The organism is Yoonia litorea (assembly GCF_900114675.1).
Taxonomy (GTDB): Bacteria; Pseudomonadota; Alphaproteobacteria; order Rhodobacterales; family Rhodobacteraceae; genus Yoonia; species Yoonia litorea.
In genome coordinates, this window is the sequence record NZ_FOZM01000001.1 from 838944 (window position 1) to 856562 (window position 17619).

General features: G+C 59.2%; 18 protein-coding genes. 11 read left to right on the plus strand and 7 right to left on the minus strand.

Annotated features, from left to right (window positions below):
• Positions 1-25: 25 nt before the first annotated feature.
• On the minus strand, positions 26-1621 hold the full coding sequence (locus BM316_RS04415; protein WP_090207526.1) for a peptide chain release factor 3: 1596 nt from the start codon (positions 1619-1621) through the stop codon (positions 26-28).
• 87 nt (positions 1622-1708) lie between these two features.
• Here BM316_RS04415 and BM316_RS04420 point away from each other — a divergent pair, with 87 nt between their 5' ends.
• The gene (locus BM316_RS04420; protein WP_090204463.1) at positions 1709-2341 is read left to right on the plus strand and encodes a hypothetical protein; all 633 of its coding nucleotides are present in this window, start codon (positions 1709-1711) and stop codon (positions 2339-2341) included.
• On the opposite strand, the gene BM316_RS04425 is transcribed toward BM316_RS04420, so the two are convergent.
• The gene (locus BM316_RS04425; RefSeq protein WP_090204465.1) at positions 2338-3294 is read right to left on the minus strand and encodes a Hint domain-containing protein; all 957 of its coding nucleotides are present in this window, start codon (positions 3292-3294) and stop codon (positions 2338-2340) included. The genes BM316_RS04420 and BM316_RS04425 overlap by 4 nt on opposite strands.
• Before the next feature lie 113 nt (positions 3295-3407).
• Here BM316_RS04425 and BM316_RS04430 point away from each other — a divergent pair, with 113 nt between their 5' ends.
• The 3 genes from BM316_RS04430 to BM316_RS04440 all read left to right on the plus strand — a co-directional run bounded on the left by BM316_RS04430 (position 3408) and on the right by BM316_RS04440 (position 6460).
• On the plus strand, positions 3408-4187 hold the full coding sequence (locus BM316_RS04430) for an SDR family oxidoreductase (protein ID WP_090204468.1): 780 nt from the start codon (positions 3408-3410) through the stop codon (positions 4185-4187).
• Complete coding sequence (locus BM316_RS04435) at positions 4187-5305, plus strand: YhaZ family DNA alkylation repair protein (protein ID WP_090204471.1); 1119 nt, start codon at positions 4187-4189, stop codon at positions 5303-5305. Before BM316_RS04430 ends, BM316_RS04435 begins: the two co-directional genes overlap by 1 nt.
• A 72-nt stretch (positions 5306-5377) precedes the next feature.
• Positions 5378-6460: an ABC transporter ATP-binding protein gene (locus BM316_RS04440; protein ID WP_090204474.1), complete on the plus strand. Its 1083-nt coding sequence runs from the start codon at positions 5378-5380 to the stop codon at positions 6458-6460.
• Here BM316_RS04440 and BM316_RS04445 read toward each other — a convergent pair.
• The 4 genes from BM316_RS04445 to ccmI all read right to left on the minus strand — a co-directional run bounded on the left by BM316_RS04445 (position 6457) and on the right by ccmI (position 9031).
• Positions 6457-7017 carry a PAS domain-containing protein gene (locus BM316_RS04445; protein ID WP_090204477.1) on the minus strand — a complete coding sequence of 187 codons (561 nt, stop codon included), beginning with the start codon at positions 7015-7017 and terminating at the stop codon, positions 6457-6459. The genes BM316_RS04440 and BM316_RS04445 overlap by 4 nt on opposite strands.
• Positions 7018-7089: 72 nt before the next feature.
• The gene (locus tag BM316_RS04450) at positions 7090-7332 is read right to left on the minus strand and encodes a DUF1289 domain-containing protein (RefSeq protein ID WP_090204479.1); all 243 of its coding nucleotides are present in this window, start codon (positions 7330-7332) and stop codon (positions 7090-7092) included.
• Entirely contained in the window at positions 7329-7805 is a 477-nt protein-coding gene (ruvX, locus tag BM316_RS04455) for a Holliday junction resolvase RuvX (protein WP_090204482.1), read from the minus strand. The genes BM316_RS04450 and ruvX overlap by 4 nt, the downstream gene beginning before the upstream one ends.
• On the minus strand, positions 7802-9031 hold the full coding sequence (gene ccmI / locus BM316_RS04460; RefSeq protein WP_242649746.1) for a c-type cytochrome biogenesis protein CcmI: 1230 nt from the start codon (positions 9029-9031) through the stop codon (positions 7802-7804). Before ccmI ends, ruvX begins: the two co-directional genes overlap by 4 nt.
• A gap of 172 nt (positions 9032-9203) precedes the next feature.
• Between ccmI and BM316_RS04465 the strand changes: the two genes are divergently transcribed.
• The 7 genes from BM316_RS04465 (at position 9204) to BM316_RS04495 (ending at position 16980) form a co-directional block, all read left to right on the plus strand.
• Positions 9204-10448 (plus strand): sarcosine oxidase subunit beta family protein, encoded by a 1245-nt coding sequence (locus BM316_RS04465; RefSeq protein ID WP_090204485.1) that lies wholly within the window; start codon positions 9204-9206, stop codon positions 10446-10448.
• Between the two features lie 115 nt (positions 10449-10563).
• Entirely contained in the window at positions 10564-10893 is a 330-nt protein-coding gene (locus BM316_RS04470; protein WP_090204488.1) for a sarcosine oxidase subunit delta, read from the plus strand.
• Positions 10890-13904 carry a sarcosine oxidase subunit alpha family protein gene (locus BM316_RS04475; RefSeq protein WP_090204491.1) on the plus strand — a complete coding sequence of 1005 codons (3015 nt, stop codon included), beginning with the start codon at positions 10890-10892 and terminating at the stop codon, positions 13902-13904. The genes BM316_RS04470 and BM316_RS04475 overlap by 4 nt, the downstream gene beginning before the upstream one ends.
• Positions 13897-14463 carry a sarcosine oxidase subunit gamma gene (locus BM316_RS04480; protein ID WP_090204494.1) on the plus strand — a complete coding sequence of 189 codons (567 nt, stop codon included), beginning with the start codon at positions 13897-13899 and terminating at the stop codon, positions 14461-14463. Before BM316_RS04475 ends, BM316_RS04480 begins: the two co-directional genes overlap by 8 nt.
• Before the next feature lie 149 nt (positions 14464-14612).
• On the plus strand, positions 14613-15209 hold the full coding sequence (locus BM316_RS04485) for a hypothetical protein (protein WP_090204496.1): 597 nt from the start codon (positions 14613-14615) through the stop codon (positions 15207-15209).
• Between the two features lie 122 nt (positions 15210-15331).
• Positions 15332-15931, plus strand: coding sequence for a superoxide dismutase (locus BM316_RS04490; protein WP_090204499.1), 600 nt, complete (start codon positions 15332-15334; stop codon positions 15929-15931).
• Between the two features lie 71 nt (positions 15932-16002).
• Positions 16003-16980: a threonine ammonia-lyase gene (locus tag BM316_RS04495; RefSeq protein ID WP_090204502.1), complete on the plus strand. Its 978-nt coding sequence runs from the start codon at positions 16003-16005 to the stop codon at positions 16978-16980.
• Here BM316_RS04495 and BM316_RS04500 read toward each other — a convergent pair.
• Complete coding sequence (locus tag BM316_RS04500; RefSeq protein WP_242649747.1) at positions 16963-17559, minus strand: LOG family protein; 597 nt, start codon at positions 17557-17559, stop codon at positions 16963-16965. The genes BM316_RS04495 and BM316_RS04500 overlap by 18 nt on opposite strands.
• Between the last annotated feature and the right edge of the window lie 60 nt (positions 17560-17619).

Here is a 17619-nt window from a genome sequence, read left to right on the forward strand (position 1 = left end):
GCAGGGGCGGCGGGGGCAAAGCCCCCTAGACCATCATCTCTTTTGTCGCCGTCAGCTTCACGTCCGGATAGTCACGGACAACCCGGTCGATATCCCATTGCAATCGCGTCAGAAACACCGTGTCGCCGTCATTGTCCGTCGCGATGTGCTGCTTGTTTGCGGCGACGAACTTGTCGACTGCATCCTTCTCGCCGGCCACCCAGCGGGCAGAGGTGAACTGCGAGCCTTCGAAGCGGACCGGCAGTCCGTATTCCAACTCGATCCGGCTGGCCAGAACCTCGAACTGCAGCGCGCCGACAACACCCACAATAAAGCCCGAACCGAATGTCGGCTTGAAGACCTTGGCGGCCCCTTCTTCGGCAAACTGCATCAGCGCCTTTTCCAGATGCTTGGCCTTCATCGGATCGCCAGCCCGGCAGGATTGCAGCAATTCCGGCGCGAACGACGGGATACCGGTCACACGGATTGCCTCGCCTTCGGTCAGCGTATCGCCAATGCGCAACTGCCCGTGGTTCGGAATGCCGATGATATCGCCAGCCCAGGCCTCTTCCGCCAATTCGCGGTCAGAGGCGAGGAAAAGCACAGGGTTCGTAATCGCCATTTGCTTTTTGGAACGCACGTGGGTCAGCTTCATCCCACGTTCAAAATGGCCGGAGGCAAGGCGCACAAAGGCGACGCGGTCGCGGTGCTTGGGGTCCATATTGGCCTGCACCTTGAAGACAAAACCCGCCACCTTGCTTTCCTCAGGGGCGATATTGCGCGGTTCGGCGCTCTGGACCTGCGGCTCTGGGCCGTAGGTCGCCAGACCGTCCATCAGTTCTTTGACGCCAAAGCTGTTCATGGCCGAGCCGAACCAGATCGGTGTCATCGACCCGTTGAGCACCGAAGCCGGATCGAGTGTCGGCAAAAGCTCCTTTGCCATCTCGATTTCTTCAAGGAACTTTTCCAGCAGATGCGCAGGCACATGCTCGGCCAGCTTCGGGTCGTCGATGCCGTTAAATTCAATGCTTTCGGCGATCTTGTTGCGGTCGGCGCGGTCCATCAGTTCCAACCGGTCGCGCAGGATGTCATAGCAGCCGATGAACTCGCGCCCGACACCGATGGGCCAGCTTGCGGGTGTGACATCAATGGCAAGGTTTTCCTGAATCTCGTCAATGATCTCGAAGGTATCACGGCTTTCGCGGTCCATCTTGTTACAGAAGGTCAGGATCGGCAGGTCCCGCAGGCGGCACACTTCGAACAGTTTTTGCGTCTGACTTTCGACACCCTTGGCACCGTCGATCACCATCACGGCCGCATCCACGGCTGTCAGCGTGCGGTAGGTATCTTCTGAAAAGTCCGAGTGGCCGGGCGTGTCGACAAGGTTGTAGCGGTATTTGCCAAAGTCGAACGACATGGCCGAGGCCGAAACGGAAATCCCGCGGTCCTTTTCCATCTGCATGAAGTCGGAGCGCGTACGCCGCGCCTCGCCCTTGGCGCGGACCTGTCCAGCCATCTGGATCGCGCCGCCATAAAGCAGGAATTTTTCTGTCAGCGTCGTCTTGCCAGCGTCAGGGTGCGAAATGATCGCAAAGGTCCGGCGGCGCGCGATTTCTGGGGGAAGTTCAGGGCGATTTGTCATGCGCATTCCTTATGCAATGCCGTGCAGAAGGGCAATTGCTCTGCGTGCCTTAACCAAGAATTTGGGTTCTCATCATAAATGCGGCCTATGTGTTGTCGCTCTCTTTCCAGCGTTGTTGCCCTGCTGGGGCTGACCGCCTGCGGCGGCGGGGGAAGCAGTGGCGGCAACAGTGGGATCGATCCGCGCTTGGCACGGCTCGATGTCTATGAGGCGCAGCAACTGCGGCTCTTTGGCAATCCGCAAACCGGTGCCATCGGCATGGCGATCACGCAGGATCCGGCAATCCCTGCGGCTGGCACGCTGAACTTTGAAGGGGCCGCCGCCATCCAGATCGAACACAGCAGCAAAACGCTCGCGCTTTACGGCGATGCGGTGCTCGCCCTCGATTTCGAGGCGGCAACTGCGGCAGGCTCGGTTTCCAATGTCTTTGGGCAGGCATTGACCGGCAAGGTTGCCGATTACACAGGTGAGCTTTCACTTGCAGGTGACGGGCTGGAGGGTGCTGAATTTCAGATCACCTATGCGGGCCGGCTGACCACTGATGCAACTGACTACGGTTTTGCAGGCACGCTGGAAACAATGCTTCTGGGCGATCAGGTTGCCGGTGTCGCCGGCATCGACCTTGATGCCGATATCGCGCATGGGGCAGGGGTGCTCACTGGCAGCGTCATCGTTTTTGGTGAGGTGGCGGCGACGCAAGATACGCCCGTTGCACCTTAACCCCCCGATGCTTTGCGTAAAAGGGCTGCAGCCTGTTTCAGCGGGATCAGGTTATCTTTCACCTCATAGTCGTGATAGCCATGCAGACTGTGAGGCGTGTTCTGATCCGTCTGGTCGGTATGGGTGCGCGGATCGACCAGGTGAGATTCCGCAGCAATGCCTTCGGCAAAAATGATGTGATGGGCGTCAAAGATCAGTTGATAATAATCGACAAATCCGCCCTTGCGCCGTGTGATCGACTGGCCATCGACAAGATGCCTTGCCTTGACAAGCACCTCGGCCCGTCCAGAGCCAAGCCTGTCGTCACGCTGGTAAATGAACAACCGGTGGTCAGGGCGCAACAACAGATCACCTTCGTTGTTGAGCGCGCCGGACGGGATCACCACCGGCGCAAAGCTGCCTGTGGCGCGTAAGGTCGCATGGCCGATCGATTTTATAGGTTGCGGGCCTGCGTCGCGGGTCAGCACCTCATCTCCGGGGGAAAGCGCCTCCACAGGGCACATCCGGCCATCGCGCAGCGTGATCCGTGTGCCCTTTGCAAATGATCCGCTGGCGGCCTCTGCAAAACGTTTTGTCGCCAGATGACGCGCGATGCCGACAAGGCGGTAGTCCACCAGCGGCACCATTTCTCCAAGCGAGAGAACAAACACCTCTGCCGCCATGTCATCCTCGACCTCGACAAGGATCAGGACCTCATGGGTCGTACCGTCAGTGTCCATCAGGGTCAGGCAGCTATCGAGATGCACAAGATTTCCCGAGGCGTCGTCGCGCCGTAACGCGCCACGTTCAGAGATCAGCGTCAAAGGGCGCTGGCGCGCGCCTTGTATGATCTGGAAGGAATCGTCGAGCACAAGTTCATCAGCAAAAGAGATGAATTCCCCTTTCATGACACCGTCACTGGTGACCACATCGCTGGCGCAATACACATCCAATGTCAGAAGGCGATCCTGCATGGGTCACGTCTATCCCAGCAGCATCGGCTCTCCAAGGTGCAATGACATTTGCCGAACATCAATTGCAGTGCTACCTCGGCTGGTGAGGACAATAGCAAAAAGGGACGAGTGAGATGGATCTTGGGATCAAAGGAAAGCGCGCGCTGGTATGTGCGTCGTCAAAAGGCTTGGGTCGCGGCTGCGCCGAGGCCCTCGCGGCAGCCGGTGTCGATCTGGTTCTGAACGCACGTGGGGCCGAGGCGCTGGAAGAAACCGCACAGCACATCCGCGACACCTACGGCGTCAACGTCACAGCCGTTGCGGCTGATGTCGCCACCGAAGAGGGACGCAAGGCACTGCTTGATGCCGCAGGTCAGGTCGACATTCTGGTCAACAACGCAGGCGGCCCACCTCCGGGGCTGTGGTCCGACTGGGATCGCGACGATTTCATTCAGGCCTTGGATGCCAACATGCTGGCGCCGATTGCTCTGATGAAGGCGATATTGCCAGGTATGATCGAGCAGGGCTGGGGACGTGTGGTGAATATCACCTCCGGTTCGGTCAAGGCCCCGGTCCCGCTACTGGGTCTTTCCAATTCCGCGCGTGCAGGTCTGACAGGCTACGTCGCAGGGACAGCCCGTCAGGTGGCGCAACACGGCGTGAACATCAACAACATGCTGCCAGGCATCCACGCTACGGACCGTGCCGTCAGCCTCGACACGGGCGTGGCGAACGCCCAAGGCATCTCGATGGAGGAAGCCAAGGCGCAGCGCGAGGCGACCATTCCGGCCCGCCGCTACGGCACATCGGCAGAGTTCGGCGCGATGTGTGCGTTCCTTTGCTCGCAGCACGCCGGCTTCATCGTCGGGCAAAACATCGTGCTAGACGGCGGAGCGATCAACGCAACGATCTGATGGCGCAGGGTTTCAGCCTGAAGGACGAGCTGTTCAACGCCGAAACGGTGACGCAGCTTGCAAACCACTTCGAGGAGGCGGGCGTCTTTGCGTCCGCCCCTTTTGTGAACGACGTGCTGGCAGAGATGCCACCGCTGGAATTGAAAGCGCGGATCAATCTGATCGCAGATGTCCTTGAGCGGTATCTGCCGGAAGATTTCGAAGAGGCCGCGGATGCCATCCTCCGCGCCTTGCCACCACCCCTTGATCCGACCCGCAGTGACGACGATTTCGGGCATTTCATCTACGCGCCACTGGGTGTCTTTGTCGAAAGACACGCGCTGGAAAACCACTCTGCGCTGGGGCTTGATCTGCTGGAGGCCCTGACACAGCGGTTTTCAATGGAATTTTCGCTGCGTGCGTTCCTCAATCGCTGGCCAGAGCAAACACTGGCGAAAGTGATGAGCTGGACGTTACACCCGCACTATCACGTGCGCCGCCTTGCCAGCGAAGGGACACGCCCGCGCCTGCCATGGGGCCAGAATGTTGCGCTCACCACCGACCAGACGCTTCCCATCCTTGACCGGCTTTATGCCGACCCCACGCGTTTTGTGACCCGTTCGGTCGCCAACCACCTCAATGATATCACAAAGAAAAATGCGTCAGCGGTGATTGAGCGACTGGCCCTTTGGCAAAAAGAGGGCAAACAAAACGAGAAAGAACTTCTCTGGATGCGCAAGCACGCGCTGCGCGGGTTGATCAAGGCGGGCGACAAAGCTGCGATGGCGCATCTGGGCTATGATGCAAACGTCGCCCTTACGGATGCGAAGATCGAAATTTCACCGCAATCCTTTGCGCGCGGCTCACGCGCCGAGATCGCCGTCAATCTGTCGACAAGGGATGATGCCCCCTTGATTGTCGACTACGCGATCGACTTTGTGACAGCCAAGGCGGGCGTCACACGCAAGGTCTTCAAGCTCAAGATTGTTGATGCGCGGGCTGGCAAACCGCAGTCACTGCGCAAGGTTCACCATTTCAAAGACAACGCGACCACATTCACGCTTTATCCCGGAGACCACGTGATTTCGCTTCAGGTCAATGGCCGCGTGGTCGCGTCGCAGCCCTTCACGCTTGGCTAGTCTTGTCCTTATCGGCCTCAGTTGTTAGGTCGGACATACCCAATTATTTTCGTCAGGGATTCCTTCGCCCCTATGCCTACACCCCGACTAGAGGTTTCCCACATCGTCAAGGAATTTGGCGGACGCCGGGTGGTGGATGATGTCAGCTTGCTGGTTATGCCGGGGCAGGTGACGTGTCTGCTAGGGCCGTCAGGCTGCGGTAAGTCAACGACATTGCGCATGATCGCCGGTGTCGAATCTCTGGATCGCGGTGCAATCGTGGTCGACGGAGAGCTTGTCTGTGATGGCCGCCAGCAACTCCCCCCGGAAGAGCGCAATATCGGCCTGATGTTTCAGGACTTTGCCCTGTTTCCGCACCTGACCGTCGCGCAAAACGTGGCCTTTGGCCTCAAAGGGCGCAAGGTCACGGATCGTGTCCATGATCTCTTGGCCAAAGTCGGGATGACAGCCCACACCAATGACTACCCCCATCAACTGTCGGGCGGAGAACAGCAACGTGTTGCACTGGCACGCGCACTTGCCCCCAAACCGCGCATCATGTTGATGGATGAGCCGTTTTCAGGTCTTGATGATCGCCTGCGCGACGATATCCGCGACGAGACCCTCGCAGTGCTCAAGGATGAAGGCACAGCTGTCCTGCTCGTCACGCACGAACCGGCCGAGGCGATGCGGATGGCGGATGAGATCGCTTTGATGCGCGACGGTAAGATCGTTCAGCGCGGCGCTCCCTACAACATCTATAACGCTCCGGTTGATATCGACGCTGCCGCATTCTTCAGTGATATCAACGTGATCCAAGGCGAAGTTCGCGGCGCATTGACAGAAACCCCGTTCGGTCAGTTCCTTGCCCCTGGTGTGCCTGACGGGACGGCTGTGGATATCGTCATCAGGCCGCAGCACATCAAGATCGACTTTGATCGTGGCGGGCGCGGACCGCACCCGACACCCGAAGATGGCACGGCCGCGCGCGGCGTTGTGAAGCGCGCACGTTTCATGGGGTCGTCGAGCCTTGTGGAGTTCCGGATGGACTACGACGGGTCTATACTCAAAGCGGTTGTACCGTCGGTCTTTTTGCCCAAACCCGATATGCCGCTCTGGCTGATGATCCGCCGCGACCGCTGTTTTGTGTTTCCGCGAAAAGCAGCCGCAGCCTAGCCGTCGGTCAACTCGTAATGCGCGATGCGCGCAAGCGACTGATCGAGCGCGATAAAGGGCGGTACGAAGGACCAGCCCTCTGCGGTAAGGGCAGAATTCATCTTTGCGACGTCTTCCTGCAAGGTTTCGCTGAAATGTGCCAATTGCGCGGTAGTCTGCGTCGTGATGTCGAACTGTGATCCCAGAAACAGCGGTGACCTGCCGGGGAATGTCAGTTTCGACAGATAAAGGAGGTTGAGAAACCGCGACCCGTCTTTGCGGCAGTTTGGCAAAATGAAGTCTGCCTGCAGTCGCGTGTCATCGTCGAGGAACTTCCGCATCCGCGTGCGAATGGTGTCCATCCCTTGGGGGGGCTGCAAGATCCGGCAGTTCTGACCGATCATGTCCTCGCGCGCGTGGCCTGTCATGTCGCAGAAAGCGTCGTTGATGACCACCAGCGGCATGTCGTTCAGGGCGGCATCTGCAATGACCATCGGAACGGCGCTTTGCATGACGCATGCGTCAAGGTCTTTGGGGCGAGGTTGCACGTTTGGATTGTAGAGTGGACCATCCTGCATATCACGACGATACGTGCAGTGGTCCGCAAATCAAACGTATTTCGGGGCCTCTATGCGAAAGGTTATGCGCCTTTACGTGACACGCCCTGCGCGTCCGCCACGGCGCTTGGTGATCTGACCGGCCCTTGACGGCAGCTCTGCCATGACCGTCTTTCGGGCCTCAGGCGACATGCGCGACCATGCTGTAATCTCGTCAATGGAGCGCAGACAGCCGGTGCACAGCCGGCTTTCGGGATGGATGACGCAGATCTTGATGCAAGGGCTGTCGATTTCGGCGCGCGACCAGATGTGGTCGGTGTTTTCAGGTTTGCTCACAATGTGCCCCTCATATGCGCCAGTCGGTCCAGCAGTCCTTGCAAGATATACCCTGCGGCCACGTGATCAATCACCTCTGCGCGACGTTTTCGTGTCGTATCCGCCTCAAGCAAGGCTCTTTCGGCGGCCACAGTCGACAGGCGCTCGTCCCAGAAGGTGATCGGCAGCGGGGTGAGTCGTTCCAGATTGCGGGCAAAGGCGCGTGTCGCCTGACAGCGCGGCCCTTCCGAGCCGTCCATATTCATCGGCAGCCCAAGCACGATGCCGGTGACCATCCGGTGCGTTGTCAGCTCAAGAAGTTTTGCCGCGTCCACGCCGAATTTCTTGCGCTTGATGGTCTCGATGGGGGTCGCCACGGAACGCATCACATCAGAAATCGCCACACCGATCGTCACAGTGCCAAGGTCCAACCCGGCAATCGCCCCCATCGGAGGGATCGCTTGCGCAAATTCCTCTGGAGTCTGACAGATCATTCGTCAAGCACGCCGGCATCACGCGCGGCATTGGTCAGGATCTCCATGCCGCGCATGGAACTGACGAAAACCTGCTGCGCCTCGTTCCAGACGGTCCGTGCGGACTCCAGATCACCAAGCACGCCATAGGCGCGGATCAGACGGGCCCAATCCTGCGCGGGCCCTCCTTCTGTGGCGAGCCGGTCGGCCAAGCCTGCGACCATGCCGCCAATCATGGCCTGCTGATCCTCTGGCGACATCTCCTGCGCTTGCTCCATCTGCTCGAATGTCGGTCCGCGTGTTTCGGGCAGCGCATATTCGACACCCGCCCGGAACGCCGCGTCAGAGGCCTGCGCCCGTGCGCTGGCCACATGGAAATTCTGCGGATCGCCCCCTTCAATGATCGTCCGCCAGAGCCGCAGGGCAATATCGGGTCGGTCAGTCTGGTTATAGAGCGCGCCGAGGTAATAGCGTGCGGCAATGTTGCCGTCGTCGCGCACAAGGATTTCCCTGATAAGCTCTTCGGCTTCGGGTGAGACAAGACCACCGGCAGCCACGACCTTCAGATCCAGAAGACGCTGGTAGTCTGTCAGCAACGCCTCATCCCCTTTGATCGCGATGACCTGCTGTTGGGCATCGACAGCCGCCGCATAGTTGCGCATTTCGACTTCGTGGAAGGCCAGCCGTTCCCATGCCTCCAGATCATCGGGTCGTGTCGGGGCAATCTCGCGCAGTTGCTCGATCGCAGCGACGTAATCGGCTGGCAGGTCATTCTGCGGCGGGGTGGGGGCGACAGCCTCAAGCGCGGCCTGATCAGGCCGGTTCGCCCGCATCTCGTCACTTGCGGCCAAACGCGCCTGCAACGGCAGATCGCCATAACCCGGTGCACCGCTGGTCCAATAGACCCCGAAGGTCACGGCAAGAAGCGTCAGGCCGATGACAAGTGACAGGCCCTTGGTCGGCCCACCTTGCCCTGCTTGCGGCGAGGCTTCCTTGTTGGCGGCGATCAGACGGCGGGCGACCTCGGCTCTGGCCCGTTCGGCCTCATCTGCTTCCAAAAGACCGCGTTCGAGGTCCTTGTCGATTTCGTCAAGCTGGGCGCGATAGATGGCCACATCAGGGTTTTCGTCTGGCACGTCCTGCGGACGCAGCAGCGGTGTGACGATCATCGCCGTGACGGCCACTGCCAATAGCGCACAAACTGTCCAGAAAACCATGGTATCCCCGTCCTTTTCACCGGCTGACATAACGGTCTCGCCCTGCGCTGAAAAGGCCCTGCGACCTTTGGGCAATTCACGTCACCGCGCGCATGTCGTAAATAGCGGGTTACACGCCGCTCAGAGTATCCTCTTGCGCCGCGTCGCGGTCCAGATAAGAGGCAGGCGGACCACCTGCACGCTGCGAGGGATTCTTTTATCAATGAGACGCTATTCTGCTTTTGCCATCGCCAAAGAGGCTATGCGCAACCACACCGGTTGGGACCGCGCGTGGGCAAAATCTGCACCTAAAAAGAAATACGATGTGATCATCGTTGGCGCTGGCGGGCACGGTCTGGCAACGGCCTATTATCTTGGCAAGAACTTCGGCATCACCAATGTCGCAATTCTGGAAAAAGGCTGGCTTGGTGGCGGCAATACGGGGCGCAACACCACAATCATCCGCTCCAACTATCTGCAGGACCCTTCGGCCGCGATCTATGAAAAATCGCGCAGCCTTTATGAGACGATGTCTCAGGACCTGAACTACAACGTGATGTTCTCGCCGCGCGGCGTGATCATGCTGGCCCAGACCCAGCATGAGGTCCGCGGCTACAAACGCACAGCCCATGCAAACGCGCTGCAAGGTGTGCAGACTGAATGGATCGGGCCTGAGCGCGTAAAAGAGCTTTGCCCGATTATGAACATTGACGGACCACGGTATCCGGTTCTGGGCGGCCTTTGGCAGGCCAGAGGCGGCACCGCACGCCATGACGCTGTTGCTTGGGGCTATGCGCGGGCCTGCTCTGACATGGGCATGGATATCATCCAGAAATGCGAAGTGACCGGCGTGCGTCAGGAAAACGGCAAGGTGATCGGTGTCGATACCTCACAAGGGCCGATTGACTGCGACAAGCTGGGGATGGTCGTGGCCGGACACTCTGGCGTTCTGGCGCAGATGGCCGGTTTCCGCCTGCCGATCGAATCCGTCGCGCTTCAGGCGCTGGTGTCGGAACCGATCAAGCCCTGCATGGATGTGGTCGTCATGGCCAACACAGTGCACGGCTACATGAGCCAGTCCGACAAAGGCGAGATGGTCATCGGCGGCGGCACCGACGGCTACAACAACTACACCCAGCGCGGATCATTCCATCACATCGAGGAAACCGTCCGCGCGCTGGTCGAGACCTTCCCGATGATCAGCCGCCTCAAGATGCTGCGCCAGTGGGGCGGCATCGTTGATGTGACCGGCGACCGCTCGCCGATCCTGTCGAAAACGCCGGTAGAGGGTGTCTTCGTAAACTGCGGCTGGGGCACTGGCGGCTTCAAGGCGATCCCAGGGTCAGGGTGGGCCATGGCTGAACTGATGGCCAAGGGGCAGTCACCGCTGACCGAAGAGTTCAGCATGTTCCGCTTCCGCGAAGGCAAATTCATCGACGAAAGCGTCGCAGCAGGGGTGGCGCACTGATGAAGAACGCCGTTTTCCCTGTGCAGACACCGTATGTACGGCCAGTGTACAGCCTGTGTACAGCCGGTGCACACCCGGTGCACAGCACTTTTCACAAAATTTCAAAGGGTTACCCATGCTGATCCTGCATTGCCCCTATTGCGGCGTCGACGCCGACGAAACCGATCTGCACGCCGGTGGCGAAGCGCATCTCAAGCGTGAGGGACCGGGGTCGACAGATGATGATTTCGAGGATTATCTGTTCCTCCGCGAGAACCCCAAGGGGGTGCATTTTGAGCGCTGGCGCCATGTCTACGGCTGCGGCAAGTGGTTCCTCGCGGCGCGCTGCACCAACACGCTTGAGGTCTTTGGTACGTACTCGGCCCAGACGACAGAGCCGCCGCAGGAAATCAAGGATATCATCTCCGAAAAACGATCCGGCTGGTCGTGGGGGAACTTGTCATGAGCACACGTCTGGCTAAACAGGGTCGCCTGATCAATCGCGGCGCAGCAGTCTCTTTTTCGTTTAATGGCAAGCACTTGCGTGGATATGAAGGTGACACGCTCGCCTCTGCCTTGCTAGCCAATGACCAGATGCTTGTCGGGCGTTCGTTCAAATATCACCGCCCGCGTGGCGTTGTGGCCTCCGGCGCGGAAGAGCCGAACGGTCTGGTGAATCTGGGCAAGGGCGGCAAGTTTGAACCCAACCAGCGCGTGACAACGACAGAACTTTTTGAGGGGCTGTCGGCCACTTCGCAGAACCACTGGCCAAGCCTTGAATTCGACGTGGGCGCCATCAACACCCATCTGTCACGGTTCTTGCCTGCCGGGTTCTACTACAAGATGTTCATGTTCCCACGTCCGTTCTGGAAGCATGTCTATGAACCCTTCATCCGCAAATCTGCCGGTCTGGGAAAGGCCCCGAAAGACCGTGACGCCGATACCTATGAGCACTTTCACTGCGCCGTGGATGTCCTTGTTATCGGTGGAGGAATCGCCGGTCTCGCCGCTGCGAAGGCGGCAGGGGAACGTGGCGCCCGCGTGCTGCTGGTCGAGCAATCCGCCTACTGGGGTGGTCGTGCCGTTGTCGATACGCCGCAGATCGACGGGATGCAGGCCGAGAAGTGGGTCGACCAGACCGTCGCTCTGCTGCAAGAGATGCCCAACGTGGACCTGCGTCTGCGCTGCATGGGTGCGGGTGTCTATGACCACGGCTATGCGCTCGCCTATGAGCGGCTGACTGATCACGCCCCAAGCGAGGAAGGCCCGCGCCACCGTCTCTGGCGTGTGCGTGCAAAGCAGATCGTGACAGCGACAGGTGCAATCGAGCGGCCATTGTCGTTCGCGGCCAATGACTTGCCGGGCGTTCTTCTGGCATCTGCCGTGCGTGATTACGTGGTGAACTACGGTGTCTCCGTCGGTGACCGCACCGTGGTTGTCACCAACAACGACGACGCCTACCGCACAGCGATTGTCCTCAAAGAGGCCGGTCTTGAGGTGCCGGTGATCGTTGACGCGCGCGACGCAGCCGAGGGTGATCTGATTGATCAGGCCAAGGCATTGGGCATCCGCATTGCATTCGGCAAGGGCATTGCCAAGGTCAAAGGCGGCAAGCGCGTCACCGGCGTGGCGCTTTGCAATCAGGCAGGTGAAGGCGGGGTGGTCGAAGAGATCGACTGCGACTGCGTTGCTATGTCCGGCGGCTGGTCGCCTGTTGTGCATCTCTGGTCCCATTGTGGCGGCAAGCTGATTTGGGACGCGGAACAGGCCATGTTCCGCCCCGATCCAGAGAAAGCGCCAACAGGTGACAAAGGGCAGCCATTCGTGACAACCGCAGGTATTGCCAACGGGCATCTGTTCACGGCAGAGGTTGTTAGTGACGGTTGGGCTGCAGGCCGTGCCGCCGCCAAAGCCGCCGGCCACACCAAGAAGGGCGCGCAGGCCCCCGAAGGTGTCGACGCTGTCGAGGGGCCATTGTCACCTGTCTGGCTGATGCCGCAGGGGGCCAAGTATGAGCTGCGCGCCAAAGCGTGGCTCGACTTCCAGAACGACGTGAAGGTGTCAGACGTGCAGCTTGCCGCGCGCGAAGGCTTTGAAAGCGTCGAACATACCAAACGCTACACAACGCTCGGCATGGCGACCGATCAGGGGAAGCTCAGTAATATCAATGGTCTGGCGATCCTTTCTAAATCGCTTAACGCTGATATCCCGAATGTTGGCACAACCACGTTCCGCCCGCCTTACACGCCGATCTCCATGGGTGCGATCACGGGTGTCGCGCGGGACGAGTTGTTCCAGCCTGTCCGCAAGACACCTGTTTCCGATTGGTCCAACGGCAATGGTGCCGACAACGAACCCGTCGGCCAGTGGCGCCGTCCTTACGCCTATGTGCGCAGCGGCGAGAGCGTCCACGATGCGGTCAACCGGGAAGTGAAGAACGCGCGCGAGAAACTTGGCCTGCTCGATGCTTCGACCCTTGGCAAGCTGATTGTCAAAGGGCCGGACGCGGGCAAGTTCCTCGACATGATGTACACCAACATGATGTCGAACCTTGCGGTTGGCAAATGCCGCTACGGTCTGATGTGCACCGAGAACGGCTTTCTGATGGACGACGGCGTGGTTGCGCGGATGTCAGAGGACACATGGCTCTGCCACACGACCACCGGCGGTGCCGAGCGCATTCACGGCCATATGGAAGACTGGCTGCAGTGCGAATGGTGGGACTGGAAAGTCTACGTCGCCAATGTGACAGAGCAATACGCACAGGTCGCCGTCGTCGGCCCCAATGCCCGCAAGGTGCTGCGCAAGCTGGGCGGCGATATGGACCTCTCTGCCGAGGCGCTGCCGTTCATGCAATGGGCGACAGGCAAGATCGGGGATTTTGACGCGCGGGTCTTCCGAATCTCGTTCTCCGGTGAACTGTCTTACGAAGTCGCCGTGCCCGCGGGGCAGGGACGCGCTTTCTGGGATGCGCTGATGGAGGCTGGTGAAGAGTTTGGCGTCATGCCTTACGGCACTGAGGCTTTGCACATCATGCGGGCCGAGAAGGGCTTTATCATGATCGGTGATGAAACCGATGGCACGGTTATTCCGCAGGACCTGAACCTGCAATGGGCGCTGTCCAAGAAGAAAGAGGATTACCTCGGCAAGCGCGCGCATGAACGCAGCCATATGGCCGACCCGAACCGCTGGAAGCTGGTGGGACTGGAAACTGTCGACGGGTCTGTCCTGCCTGACGGGGCCTATGCGATCGCAGAAGGCACCAACGACAACGGGCAGCGCAATACCCAAGGCCGTGTCACCTCGACTTACTACTCGCCAACGCTGGAGCGCGGGATCGCCATGGGGCTGGTCCTGCACGGACCTGACCGCATGGGCGAGGTGATCGAATTCAATAAGGTCGACGGCGGCACGGTTGCCGCAAAGATCGTCGATCCTGTCTTCTACGACAAGGAAGGGGAGAAGCAGAATGTCTGATGCTGTGAGTGCCCTGAACGGCAAGGTTGCCGCTGGCGAAGTGACCGTCCGCGATAGCGGCCTGCAAGGGATGATCATCCTGCGCGGTGATCTGGCCGACAAGAAACTGCGGTCTGCCTGTAAGGCTGTGACAGGTCTGGCTGTGCCTGAACGCGGCAAGGCTGTGGTCGAAGGCAAATCCGGCCTCTGCTGGATGTCACCTGACGAATTGCTGGTGCTTGTGCCCTACGAACAGGCAGGTGAGGCGGTGGCCAAGATCGACGAGGCACTAAGCGGAACACACTATCTGGCCGAGAATGTCTCCGACGCCCGCGCTCTGATTCTTGTGGAAGGCGAGTTCGGGCGCGAGGTGATCGCGAAGCTGGCCCCGGTGGATCTGCATCCTGACAGTTTTGGGGTCGGCGACTTCCGCCGGACCCATCTGGGGCAGGTGGCTGCCGCCTTCTGGATGGTGGACGAGGATACCTTTGCAGTGATCTGCTTCCGCTCGGTGGCCGAGTATACTTTCAACCTGCTTGCCGCCAGCGCCAAGGCTGGGCGCGTGGGGCATTTGGTTTAATGGCGCTTTTCGGGCGCGCGTGGCGCGCAATGGACTGCGTGGGGGCAAAGCATATTTAAAATGAGCATGGTCTTCAGTGCGCCATAATAAGGTCAAAGTGTTCCCGATAAGAATGTGTTAAGCTTCTATTTTATCGAGAGAATTCACTCATGCTTTCCACACGTCCGATCAAACAATCCTTGCTCGTCATCAGCGCACTCGTGCTTTCAGCCTGCGGGGGAAGTGGCGGCGGCGGTGCTGGTGGCGCATCGCTTGCGGACTTTGCAAGTGACTTTGCGGCATTGAGTGCAGATCCAAATATCAACAGTGCAACGCCACAAACGACGGTGAACGCGCTTCGCGGATCGACGCGCTATAATGGTGTGATCAACATCGGCGTTCCCCAGTCATCGACCAGTTCTTTGGACACGAAGAACTATTACGGAAACATCGCAATGACTGTTGATTTCGTCAGCGGTGCAGATGCCGTGTCCGGAACCGCCGATAACTTCGTCCTCTACAACTCTTTTGTCGCCTCTCCTGACGTAGGGTCCAGAGTTTCCGGCAGTCTCAGCTTTTCTGGTGCGACCACGCAAGACAATGAATCAATCGGCGATGGCATCGAAGGCACCATGACTGGCGCGATTGAGGGCGTGGACAGCAGCGGCACATTTTCAGGCAGTATCACAGGATTGACCGGAAACGGGATGCGATTGTTCCTGGACGGTCCTGACCTTGGCGGTGGCGTGGCAATTCTGGTCGATTGATCAGCAAAAGACCCAAACTCAGTGTTGCCTCATCACTCAGTTCGCATTGTCTGCCCCTTGACCTTGCGGCCTCATGTGACATCTATCGCTGTAAATGTAACCAACCCACATGAGGTCTGACTATGGCTTTCTCGCTTCCCGATCTTCCTTACGCACATGACGCGCTTGCCTCGAAGGGCATGTCGGCTGAAACACTCGAATACCACCACGACCTGCACCACAACGCCTATGTGACAAACGGCAACAAGGCGATTGAAGGCACAGAGTGGGAAGGCAAATCCCTCGAAGAGATCATCGTCGGCACCTACGACAAGAACGCAGTTGCCCAAAACGGGATCTTCAACAACATCAGCCAGCTCTGGAACCACAACCAGTTCTGGGAAATGATGGGGCCTGGCGACAACAAGATGCCAAGCGAGCTTGAATCAGCGCTGGTTGAAAACTTCGGCTCCGTCGACGACTTCAAAGAAAAATTCTCCGCCGCAGGTGCAGGCCAGTTCGGTTCGGGCTGGGCATGGCTGGTGAAGAACAGCGACGGGTCTTTGGCCGTGACCAAGACCGAGAACGGCGTGAACCCGCTCTGCTTCGGTCAGACCGCTCTGCTGGGTTGCGATGTATGGGAGCACTCCTATTACATCGACTTCCGCAACAAGCGCCCGGCTTATCTGACCAACTTCCTCGACAATCTGGTCAACTGGGAAAACGTCGCAAGCCGCATGTAAACGCGCGGATTTCTGGACATTCACAAAGGCCCGTGGGACACCTCCTGCGGGCCTTTGCTTTGGAGGGATGCATGACCGGACCGGACATCAAACAGATTGAAAGCGCCCGCCGGGAGATCGCAGCGCATGTGATTGAAACACCTATCCTGCCGCTCTCGTCGGCGCGTTGGAACGGTATCCTTCCCGATTGCGCGAGTATGAGCCTCAAGCTCGAGCTGTTTCAGCAAGCAGGATCATTCAAGGCGCGCGGGGCCTATCTGGGAATTTCGCGTTTGTCCGATGCGGACCGTGCCGCGGGCGTCGTGGCGGCAAGTGGTGGCAATCACGCTTTGGCCGTATCGTGGGCGGCGCAAGCGGCAGGCGTAGATGCCTTAATCTGCATGCCCAAAGCCACAGATCCGGCACGGATCGCAGGCTGTGAAGCCTTGGGTGCGACCGTGACTTTGCATGATGACATGGCCGGTGCTTTCGGCGCGATGAACAAGGCCGCTGACGCGGGCAGGGCGCTGATGCACCCGTTCGAGGCCGAACATATGATCCTTGGCGCGGCGACCTGCGGGGCAGAATATGCAGAGCAGGCCGCGGACATCGACACATTTGTCGTGCCGATCGGCGGGGGCGGCCTTGTCAGTGGTATGGCTTGCGCGATCAAGCAGTTGCGCCCTGATGCGCAGGTGATCGGTGTGGAACCCTTCGGCGCAGATAGTATGTCGGCTAGTTTTGCGGCAGGAGAACCTGTCGCAATCGAGAAAGTGGATACAATTGCCGACAGCCTCGGCGCTCCGCTGGCGATGCCGTTGAGCTATGCTGTGGCGCGCGCACATGTGGACCGGATCGTTCTGATTTCAGATCAGGAGATGCTGCGGGCAATGGACATTTATCAGAATGTCCTGCGCATCACCGCAGAGCCTGCCTGTGCGGCGTCTTTGGCCGCAGTTCTAGGCCCCCTCAAAGACGAGCTCAAAGGACGCCACGTCGGTCTGATTGCGTGCGGGTCAAATATTTCGCTGACGCGCTACAGCGCGCTTATGTCATCGCGCGAAAGCTGACCCAAGCAGTGCTTCGAGTTCAGTGACGTCAGCGGCCAGTTGCACGAAACTGAGAATATCATCGCCAGCAAATCCGCGCTCGACGATGTGCTCAAGAAGCGAAACGAGCGGATTCCAGAAGCCGCCGACATTCAGCAGGATGATCGGCTTACCGTGAAGCTTAAGCTGGCGCCACGTCAGGGCTTCAAAAAATTCGTCAAGCGACCCTGCACCGCCAGGCAAGACGACAACCGCGTCTGCGTTCATGAACATCACCTTTTTGCGTTCATGCATTGTCTCAGTGACGATGAAGCTGTCCAGATCGCGCTTGCCGACCTCCCAATCCATCAGATGCGTGGGGATAACGCCAAAGGTTGCGCCGCCTGCCTCTTGGACGGCATTGGCCACGCGCCCCATCAACCCGACGTCGCCGGCCCCGTAAACCAGACGCCAGGCGTTGTCCGCCAGCATCTTGCCAACGTCCTCGGCAGCCTGTGCATAGGCCTCATCGCGCCCGTCACGTGAGCCACAATAGACACACACCGATCTCAGATTTTCGGTCATCACGGCCCTTTCGCCTCTGGTTGCTTTACTGGTCATAACGGCGTTGCTAACGTGCCTCAACCAAATGCGGTGGGGGACGGCCCGATCGGGGGCGCT

Bases quoted from the DNA above. Each gene is read 5' to 3' on its own strand.
- BM316_RS04415 (WP_090207526.1), bottom strand. From the start codon at position 1,621: ATGACAAATCGCCCTGAACTTCCCCCAGAAATCGCGCGCCGCCGGACC.
- BM316_RS04420 (WP_090204463.1), top strand. From the start codon at position 1,709: ATGTGTTGTCGCTCTCTTTCCAGCGTTGTTGCCCTGCTGGGGCTGACC.
- BM316_RS04425 (WP_090204465.1), bottom strand. From the start codon at position 3,294: ATGCAGGATCGCCTTCTGACATTGGATGTGTATTGCGCCAGCGATGTG.
- BM316_RS04430 (WP_090204468.1), top strand. From the start codon at position 3,408: ATGGATCTTGGGATCAAAGGAAAGCGCGCGCTGGTATGTGCGTCGTCA.
- BM316_RS04435 (WP_090204471.1), top strand. From the start codon at position 4,187: ATGGCGCAGGGTTTCAGCCTGAAGGACGAGCTGTTCAACGCCGAAACG.
- BM316_RS04440 (WP_090204474.1), top strand. From the start codon at position 5,378: ATGCCTACACCCCGACTAGAGGTTTCCCACATCGTCAAGGAATTTGGC.
- BM316_RS04445 (WP_090204477.1), bottom strand. From the start codon at position 7,017: ATGCAGGATGGTCCACTCTACAATCCAAACGTGCAACCTCGCCCCAAA.
- ruvX (WP_090204482.1), bottom strand. From the start codon at position 7,805: ATGATCTGTCAGACTCCAGAGGAATTTGCGCAAGCGATCCCTCCGATG.
- ccmI (WP_242649746.1), bottom strand. From the start codon at position 9,031: ATGTCAGCCGGTGAAAAGGACGGGGATACCATGGTTTTCTGGACAGTT.
- BM316_RS04465 (WP_090204485.1), top strand. From the start codon at position 9,204: ATGAGACGCTATTCTGCTTTTGCCATCGCCAAAGAGGCTATGCGCAAC.
- BM316_RS04470 (WP_090204488.1), top strand. From the start codon at position 10,564: ATGCTGATCCTGCATTGCCCCTATTGCGGCGTCGACGCCGACGAAACC.
- BM316_RS04475 (WP_090204491.1), top strand. From the start codon at position 10,890: ATGAGCACACGTCTGGCTAAACAGGGTCGCCTGATCAATCGCGGCGCA.
- BM316_RS04480 (WP_090204494.1), top strand. From the start codon at position 13,897: ATGTCTGATGCTGTGAGTGCCCTGAACGGCAAGGTTGCCGCTGGCGAA.
- BM316_RS04485 (WP_090204496.1), top strand. From the start codon at position 14,613: ATGCTTTCCACACGTCCGATCAAACAATCCTTGCTCGTCATCAGCGCA.
- BM316_RS04490 (WP_090204499.1), top strand. From the start codon at position 15,332: ATGGCTTTCTCGCTTCCCGATCTTCCTTACGCACATGACGCGCTTGCC.
- BM316_RS04495 (WP_090204502.1), top strand. From the start codon at position 16,003: ATGACCGGACCGGACATCAAACAGATTGAAAGCGCCCGCCGGGAGATC.
- BM316_RS04500 (WP_242649747.1), bottom strand. From the start codon at position 17,559: ATGACCAGTAAAGCAACCAGAGGCGAAAGGGCCGTGATGACCGAAAAT.